The organism is Mesorhizobium sp. M4A.F.Ca.ET.020.02.1.1 (assembly GCF_004022645.1).
Classification (GTDB): Bacteria; Pseudomonadota; Alphaproteobacteria; order Rhizobiales; family Rhizobiaceae; genus Mesorhizobium.
In genome coordinates, this window is sequence record NZ_RZOI01000234.1 from 1 (window position 1) to 7866 (window position 7866).

The 7866-nt window shown below is 66.5% G+C and carries 8 protein-coding genes; 2 read left to right on the forward strand and 6 right to left on the reverse strand.

The genetic code is table 11. The features are described 5' to 3' along the window. The 4 genes from carB to EN742_RS16280 form a co-directional block, all read right to left on the reverse strand. Positions 1 to 2198: carbamoyl-phosphate synthase large subunit (carB, locus tag EN742_RS16265; RefSeq protein WP_128333025.1), on the reverse strand; the 2198-nt coding region annotated here is incomplete at its 3' end. A 238-nt stretch (positions 2199 to 2436) separates the two neighbouring features. Beyond that, on the reverse strand, positions 2437 to 3300 hold the full coding sequence (locus EN742_RS16270; protein ID WP_126058766.1) for an SH3 domain-containing protein: 864 nt from the start codon (positions 3298 to 3300) through the stop codon (positions 2437 to 2439). A 181-nt stretch (positions 3301 to 3481) separates the two neighbouring features. Beyond that, positions 3482 to 4240, reverse strand: coding sequence for a metallophosphoesterase family protein (locus EN742_RS16275; protein ID WP_126058767.1), 759 nt, complete (start codon positions 4238 to 4240; stop codon positions 3482 to 3484). After that, positions 4240 to 4596, reverse strand: a complete 357-nt coding sequence (locus tag EN742_RS16280) for a helix-turn-helix transcriptional regulator (protein WP_126058768.1) — start codon at positions 4594 to 4596, stop codon at positions 4240 to 4242. The genes EN742_RS16275 and EN742_RS16280 overlap by 1 nt, the downstream gene beginning before the upstream one ends. A gap of 194 nt (positions 4597 to 4790) precedes the next feature. Here EN742_RS16280 and EN742_RS16285 point away from each other — a divergent pair, with 194 nt between their 5' ends. Continuing rightward, positions 4791 to 5969, forward strand: coding sequence for an MFS transporter (locus EN742_RS16285; RefSeq protein WP_126058769.1), 1179 nt, complete (start codon positions 4791 to 4793; stop codon positions 5967 to 5969). 31 nt (positions 5970 to 6000) lie between these two features. Here EN742_RS16285 and EN742_RS16290 read toward each other — a convergent pair whose 3' ends face one another. After that, positions 6001 to 6465 (reverse strand): MarR family winged helix-turn-helix transcriptional regulator, encoded by a 465-nt coding sequence (locus EN742_RS16290; protein WP_126058770.1) that lies wholly within the window; start codon positions 6463 to 6465, stop codon positions 6001 to 6003. 192 nt (positions 6466 to 6657) lie between these two features. On the opposite strand from EN742_RS16290, the gene EN742_RS16295 reads away from it, so the two are divergent. Further along, positions 6658 to 7452, forward strand: coding sequence for an SDR family oxidoreductase (locus tag EN742_RS16295; RefSeq protein ID WP_126058771.1), 795 nt, complete (start codon positions 6658 to 6660; stop codon positions 7450 to 7452). 11 nt (positions 7453 to 7463) lie between these two features. Here EN742_RS16295 and EN742_RS16300 read toward each other — a convergent pair. Further along, a partial coding sequence (locus tag EN742_RS16300) for a LysE family transporter (RefSeq protein ID WP_128333026.1) occupies positions 7464 to 7866 on the reverse strand: 403 nt, incomplete at its 5' end.

Consider the following 7866-nt stretch of genomic DNA (forward strand, 5'->3'; position numbering starts at 1 on the left):
GTGCCGAGGATCGGGATGCCGGCCTTCTCCAGCGCGTCGGCGAGCTTGAGCGGCGTCTGGCCGCCGAACTGGACGATGACGCCGACCAGTTCGCCGGACGCCTGCTCGGCGCGCAGGATCTCCAGCACGTCCTCCGCCGTCAGCGGGTCGAAATAGAGCCGGTCGGAGGTGTCGTAGTCGGTAGAGACGGTCTCCGGGTTGCAGTTGACCATGATCGCCTCGTAGCCGGCGTCGCGTAGCGCAAACGCCGCGTGGCAGCAGCAATAGTCGAACTCGATGCCCTGGCCGATGCGGTTCGGGCCGCCGCCGAGGATGACGACCTTTTTGCGCGCCGACACCTTGGCCTCGTTGGCGAGGCTGCCTGCGAACGGAACCTCATAGGTCGAGTACATGTAGGCGGTGGGCGAGGCGAACTCGGCGGCGCAAGTGTCGATGCGCTTGTAGACCGGATGCACGTCGAGCTTTTCGCGCGTCTTCTGAACGACTTCGGCGTCGGTCTTGGTCAGCGATGCGAGGCGGGCGTCCGAAAAGCCCATCGCCTTAAGCATCCGCAGATTGGCGGCATCCTGCGGCAGGCCGTGCTCGCGCACGCGTTCTTCCATGGCGATGATGCCGGCGATCTGCTCGAGGAACCAAGGATCGATCTTGCACATGGCGTGCACGTCTTCCAGCGAGGTGCCCATGCGGATCGCCTGCGCCACCATGCGTAGCCGGTCGGGTGTCGGCGTGCCGAGTGCTGCGCGAATGGCGTTGCGGTCGTCGACGTGGCTGGCAGGCGCGGTGCCATGGCCAAGGCCGGGGATCTCGATTTCGTCGAGACCCGTCAGGCCGGTCTCCAGCCCGCGCAGCGCCTTCTGCAAGGACTCCTGGAAGGTGCGGCCGATGGCCATAACCTCGCCGACCGACTTCATGGCGGTGGTAAGCACCGGCTCGGCGCCGGGGAACTTTTCGAAGGCGAAGCGCGGGATCTTGGTCACCACGTAGTCGATCGACGGCTCGAACGAGGCCGGCGTCGCGCCGCCGGTGATGTCGTTCTCCAATTCGTCCAGGGTGTAGCCGACGGCGAGTTTTGCCGCGATCTTGGCGATCGGGAAACCGGTCGCCTTGGAGGCCAGAGCCGACGAGCGCGAGACGCGCGGGTTCATCTCGATCACCACCAGGCGGCCATCGGCCGGATTGACGGCGAACTGCACGTTGGAGCCGCCGGTCTCGACGCCGATCTCGCGCAGCACCGCAATCGATGCGTTGCGCATCATCTGGTATTCCTTGTCGGTCAAGGTCAACGCCGGCGCGACGGTGATCGAGTCGCCCGTGTGCACGCCCATCGGGTCGATGTTCTCGATCGAGCAGACGATGATGCAATTGTCCGCCCGGTCGCGGACGACCTCCATCTCGTATTCCTTCCAGCCGAGCACGCTCTCCTCGATCAGCACTTCGGTGGTCGGCGAGGCGTCGAGGCCGGACTGGACGATGTCGTAGAATTCGGCGCGGTTGTAGGCGATGCCGCCGCCGGTGCCGCCCATGGTAAAGGAGGGGCGGATGATGGCCGGCAGGCCGACATGGTCGAGCGCCTGAGCGGCGATCGCCATGCCATGGCTGATGTAGCGCTGCTTGCGGTCGCCTTCGCCGAGGTTCCAGCGGGTTTCCAGCGCATCGAGCGCGGCATCGAGATTGTCGGGGTTCTCGGCCTTCAGCGCCGCGCGCTCGGCTTCGTGCGTCTTGCGGTCGGCATTCTTGACGTCGGTGGCGTTGGCCAGCATCGAGCGCGGCGTCTCAAGCCCGATCTTGCTCATCGCCTGGCGGAACAGCGCCCGGTCCTCGGCCTTGTCGATGGCGTGCGCGTCGGCGCCGATCATCTCGACTTGATAGCGCTCGAGCACGCCCATGCGGCGCAGCGACAAGGCGGTGTTTAGCGCCGTCTGGCCGCCCATGGTCGGCAGCAGCGCGTCCGGCCGCTCCTTGGCGATGATCTTGGCCACCACTTCCGGCGTGATCGGCTCGATATAGGTGGCGTCGGCCAGCTCCGGGTCGGTCATGATGGTGGCCGGGTTGGAGTTGACAAGGATGACGCGGAACCCCTCTTCCTTCAGCGCCTTGCAGGCCTGGGTGCCGGAATAATCGAACTCGCAGGCCTGGCCGATGACGATGGGGCCGGCCCCGATGATCAGGATCGACTTGATGTCGGTGCGTCTTGGCATGGTCTACGGGTTCCGTTCGGCGGGCGGCTTGCACGAAAAGCCGGGACGGGAGGACCCGGCCGGTTGTGCTTGCGATTCTGGTATCAGGCTAGGAGGGCCTTATAGGGAAGAGTTTTGCCGGATGTAACCCCGAAAATGCGGGATTAGGCAGTAGGGGTTAGGCAGCAGGGATTGGACAGTGGGGGTAGGGAAGGTTCAGGCGACTGGTGCCCATTCCCTACTGCCTGCTGCCTAATCCCTAATTCCCCAGCGCAAGCTGGTCCGTGATCTCGAAGCGCTCGGAAACGCCGACACGGATCATGTTGAGGCTGCCCTCGCGGGTGAAGCGGAATTCGTCCGGCGAATCCGAGCCAGCCGGCAGCCCGCCGTAGAAGGAGATGAGGCGCGTTCCGCCATCGGGCCAGGTCACGGTGACATCGGCCTTGTCCGCGCCCTTGTGCTCGATCCTTGCCTTGCAGAGGGTCATCGGCTGGCCCACATAGCGGGCGCAGGGAATGCCGGTCCCGGCATCGTCTGGCGCCTGCGGCGGCTCGAGCCGCGCCACGGTCGCGGTCTCGCCGGGGATTTCCCCGGTCGAGGGGTTTTCGCTTGCCGCGAAGGCAAGGCCATAGGCATCTTCCATCGCCGTCCTGCCGATCGCGGCGGCGGATTTCGGCGCGCCCTGATCTACCTCGCCGAAGCGCGCCGTCAGGTCGGGCGGTGGCGCGGGAGCAGCGGGCGCGTCCGTCGTCCCAGCGGCCGGCGACGGGTCCTCGGTCGGCATATCGTCCACGGTGGCCGGATTGCCGGGGGTCAGATAGCGCGCCGGCGCCCATCCCTTCACTTGCGGGTTGTCGACCTCCTCGACCTTGCACCAGGGATTGCCGTTGACCTCGTTGCAACCGAAATTCTTCACACTGGCGCCGCCGGGCAGGCGTCCTTGCACCCTGCCGGTCGCCGACGCGGTGACGCGGATGTTGAGGAGATCGTCCGGCGCGAGGCCAGTGACGATGGAGACGATGGTGGTGGACGGATCCTCGGCTCTCGCCGGCAGGGCCGTCGCCAGCAAAAGGGCGGCGGCCAACGCGACCAGCATCGTTCCTGGCGTATTCGTGCGCCTCATCACCTGGCCATGGCCGATAGGTTCCATCTGGCAGGCTGGCGCTATGGCGCCGCCGCCTGCCGAGGCGGTTTTATAGAAGACGAGGCAGCGCCATGTCACCCCTGAAAAATTCCGAGCTGGCTCAGGCCGGAATGAGCAAGCTCAGCCCGGCATGAGCTAGCTCAGCCTTGCATGAGCAAGCTCAGCCTTGCATGAATCCGGTTCTGAGCGCGTGCGCCCATTCCGGCCGTCCCGCCTGTTCGGCCTGCCTGGCCGCGGCCTCATGGTCGTAGTCGACGGCGATGGCCTCGAAGCGGTCGGGGCGGCCGTGCTCGCCGAGTTCGACGATGCCGTAGCGCGCATGCGGGGTGCCCTGCTCGGAGACATGCGCCGGCGGCGTGTCATCATCATAGGCCGGGCAACCAATGCTGCCGGGGTTGAAGATGACCGGGCCGCCGGGAATACGAATCAGCTCTGCGCGATGGCTGTGGCCGCACAGCACGATGCGGCAGGCGCGGTCGAGCGACTTCAGGCGCCGCCTGATCGCGGCCAGCGGCGCGCGCACCAGCTGGCCGTCGGTGATGGCATCGGCGAGATACTTTTCATCGTGGTCGGGGCGGGCGTGGAAGGCGACCACCCCGGGCGCGATCTCCAGCGTGAGCGGCAAGGCGAGCAGCGCCTCGCGCTGCGCCACCGTCAGCCGGTCCTGGGCGTAGCGGTCGGACGGCCACATCGTTTCGTCGGCGGGGTCCTGCGCCACGCGGCGGTCATGGTTGCCGCGCACGGTCGGCAGGTTGAGCGCCTGCAGCCGTTCCATCGTCTCGCGCGGCCAGAGCGGGCCGGAGACACAGTCGCCGAGATTGACGGCGATGTCGGCCCCGCCGCGGCGCTCGAGATCGTCGAGCACCGCATCGAGGGCAAGCACATTGCCATGGACGTCGGCGAGAACCGCAATGCGCATCAGGCGCTGATCTCGATCTCGGCGGCGCCGACCATGGGCAGCGCCTTGTCATCGCCGGCGGCGGCGATGACGCTGTCGAGCAGGCCGGGGAAGCGGCGGTCGAGGTCGTCGCGGCGCAGCGTGATCATGCGGTTGGTGCCGACAGCTTCGGTGCGGGTGACGCCGGCCTCGCGCAGTTTGGCCAGATGATAGCTGAGATTGGTCTTGGAGCCGAGATCGAGGAACTTGCTGCAGTTCATCGGCACGCCTTCCTTGCTGGCGAGAAAGCGCACGATGGCAAGCCTGGTCGGGTCGCCGAGCACGGCGAGCACGATCGGCAGGCTGATCTGGTCAGCATTTGGGTGGGGCAGTGTCATGCCCGAGAATTAAGCACAAACAGAGCCAACTTCAACGCGTCTCCTCCTGCGGCGGGTGCAAACGATCTGATCATCGCGGACCAGTCCTGACACAGGGCTGTCAGCAGGGTTCAGCTATTTTTCCCTGGCTTCATTGACATCATGCCTCGCCATGTCCAATTGTTCAATAACTTTTGAACTAAAAGGACACTCCCATGGACAAGCGGATCTTCTGGCTTGCGCTCGGTTCGTTCGCGATCTCGACCGAAGGCTTCGTCATCTCCAGCCTTCTGCCTGACATCGCGGCCGATGCTGGCATCTCCGTTCCGCTCGCCGGCTCGCTGATCACCGCTTTCGCGCTCGCCTATGCGTTCGGCGCGCCGGTCCTGGCGACCTTGACCGGCGAGTGGGACCGGCGCAGCGTCATCCTGTGGACGCTGGTGTTCTTCGTGCTCGGCAATGTGGTGGCGGCTCTGAGCTCGTCGTTCGAATTGCTGTTGATCGCCCGCATCATCATGGCGCTGTCGTCCGGTCTGTTCGCCGCGACCGCGCAAGGCACGGCGGTGGCGCTGGTCGATGACCATCACCGGGCGCGTGCCATTGCCGTCGTCGTCGGCGGCACCACGGTGGCGGTTGCAGTCGGCGCGCCGCTCGGTGCGCTTGTCGCGGCAGTGGCCGGCTGGCGTGGCACTTTCTTCGCCATCGCCGGACTTGGCGCGCTGGCCGGCGCGATCCTCTGGTACCGGCTGCCACGCGGCATCATCGGCACCAGGCTGCCGCTCCGGGCGCGTCTGGCGGCGGCGCTGCGGCCCGGCGTGATGCCGATCCTGCTGACGACCGCCCTAGCGCTGGTTGGCGCCTTCACCGTCTTCAGCTTCATTGCGCCGCTGGCCATCCAGAGCGGGGGCTTGAGCCCGCTGGCGCTGCCAGGAATGCTGCTCGCCTTCGGCGTCGGCGCCGTCATCGGCAACATTGCCGGCGGCCAGGCGGCCGACCGCTTCGGCGCGACGCGCACCGTCGCCTGGTCATTGGCGCTGAGCGCGGCGATGGTGATTACCTTCTCGCTGATCCCGACCTTCCTGCCGCAGCATATCGCCGGGCCGGCGCTGATGGGCATGATGGTGCCGTGGGGCATCGTCGGCTGGGCGTTCCCGCCGGCGCAGGCGAGCCGCATCATCAAGCTGGCGCCGGACGCCGCGCCGATCGTGCTCTCGCTCAACGCCTCGGCGCTCTATCTCGGCGTGGCGCTGGGCGCGGTGGTCGGGAGTATGGTGCTGCGCTACGGCGTGCCGGCAGATCTCGGCCTTGTCGCGGCAGTGTTTCCGATCGTAGGCCTGGGTATCGTGCTGGCCGGCCGGGCATTGGCCCGCCCGGTCGCAATGCCGGCCGAGTAACCGCTGCAAAGCTGGATTGGCGGCCGCTTATTCAGAGCGAAGGAGTGGCCGCCGGCATTTCCAGATCGAGATCAGCCACCGCGTCCAGCGCCGCGCGAAGCTTCGCCGCCTGCTCGGCGCCGACCTTGTCCTCGAAACGCTGCTGCGCCGCGCTCCACAGCCTGATCGCCTCGTCCAGCTTGACATTGCCCTGCGGCGTCAGCCGCACGCGCTTGACGCGGCGGTCGTCCTTGTTGGCGAAAGTCTCGACATAGCCGTCGCGGATCAGCGGCTTCAGCGTGTGCCCGAGCGCCGAGAGGTCCATGATCAGCGCCTCGGCGATGGTGCCCATCGCCGGCTCGCTGCCGACATGGATCTGAAAGAGCAGGCCGAACTGCGTGCCCTTCAAGCCCGATGGCGCCAGAGCGTCATCGTAGAAGCGCCCCAGCCTGCGCGCGGCGCGCCGCAGCGTCGCGTTGTTGCAGCGGCTAAATCCTGGCTTCCGAACTCCGGTCATGTTCGCTCCTTGCCGGCGAAAAGCTGCGCCGGCCAGCCGCAGAAATAGTTTTCGCCGCCGCCGTTGACAAGATAGTGGCATATACCTACTTCGGTGAAAGTGGCATATGCCACTAATATTAAATCGGACATGTCGGCGAATGGCGTGATCGTCGTCGCCGAACCAGAGCGACACGAACAAGGGAACAGGACAATGAGCACGAAGGACAACAAGGGCACGGCCGTGATCACCGGCGCCTCGTCGGGCATCGGCGCGGTCTATGCCGACCGGCTGGCCGGGCAGGGTTACGACCTGGTGCTGGTGGCGCGGCGCGCCGACCGGCTGCAGGAGGTTGCGGACAGGCTGGCCTATGCCTATGGCCGCAAGGTTAAGACGATTGTCGCCGATCTCGCCGGCGACAGCGACCTGCGCCGGGTCGAGCAGGCGATCGCGGCCGACGAGAGCGTGACGCTGCTGGTCAACAATGCCGGCATGGGTGGGCTGCAAGTGATCGCCGAGGCCGATGCGGACTCCGCCGAGCGCATGATCAAGGTCAATGTCATCGCCTTGACGCGTTTGACCCGCGCGGTGCTGCCGGGCCTGCTTGCGCGCAACCGAGGCGCCATCGTCAACATCGCCTCGGTGGTCGCCTACGGCATCGCCGTCGGTGGCATCTACAGCGGCACCAAGGCCTATGTCGTCAACTTCACTGAAGCGTTGCAGAGCGAAGTCGCCGGCACCGAGGTGAGGGCACAGGTCGTGCTGCCCGGACCGATCCGCACCGAGTTCTGGGACGTGTCCGGGATCAGCCTCGACAGGATCAACCAGGACTGGGTGATGACGGCCGACGATCTGGTCGACGCGGCACTTGCCGGTTTTGCCCAGGGCGAGACCGTTACCGCGCCAGGCCTTGCCGACCCGGCCGGCTTGGATACATATCTCGGCGCCAGGGACCATTTCTACGGCAGCCTGTTCGCCGGCAAGCCGGCGGCACGCTACGCCGTATAGTCCCCCTGCCGCTAGGTTGGCCGCCACATCTGCAGGATCGAGGCGGCCAGCAGCAGGCCAAGCGCAATGTTGAGCGCGCGCCACTGCCGCTCGGTCTTGAGCAGCCTCGCGAGCAGCGTGCCGGCCACGCACCACAGCGACAACGAGAAGGCCGCGGCAAGCCCGAACACCGCGCCGAGCAGCAGGGCGAGCCGCAAGGGTCCGTCGGCAAGCGCTGCGAAGGATGCGGCGGCGCCCAGCCCCATCGCCCAGCCCTTCGGGTTCATCCACTGAATGCCGGCGCCGCCGAAAAAGCTGTTCGGCCTGGCCATGGACACGTCGAGGTTCGGCGGGCCGCTGCGGCCGATCTTGACCGCCAGCCAGATCAGATAGAGCGAGCCCGCGATCTTCATCGCCAGTTGCAGGGACGGGACG

What these genes read in the sequence shown, in the direction of transcription:
- EN742_RS16270 (WP_126058766.1), bottom strand. Translation starts at nt 3,300, where the DNA reads ATGAGGCGCACGAATACGCCAGGAACGATGCTGGTCGCGTTGGCCGCC.
- EN742_RS16275 (WP_126058767.1), bottom strand. Translation starts at nt 4,240, where the DNA reads ATGCGCATTGCGGTTCTCGCCGACGTCCATGGCAATGTGCTTGCCCTC.
- EN742_RS16280 (WP_126058768.1), bottom strand. Translation starts at nt 4,596, where the DNA reads ATGACACTGCCCCACCCAAATGCTGACCAGATCAGCCTGCCGATCGTG.
- EN742_RS16285 (WP_126058769.1), top strand. Translation starts at nt 4,791, where the DNA reads ATGGACAAGCGGATCTTCTGGCTTGCGCTCGGTTCGTTCGCGATCTCG.
- EN742_RS16290 (WP_126058770.1), bottom strand. Translation starts at nt 6,465, where the DNA reads ATGACCGGAGTTCGGAAGCCAGGATTTAGCCGCTGCAACAACGCGACG.
- EN742_RS16295 (WP_126058771.1), top strand. Translation starts at nt 6,658, where the DNA reads ATGAGCACGAAGGACAACAAGGGCACGGCCGTGATCACCGGCGCCTCG.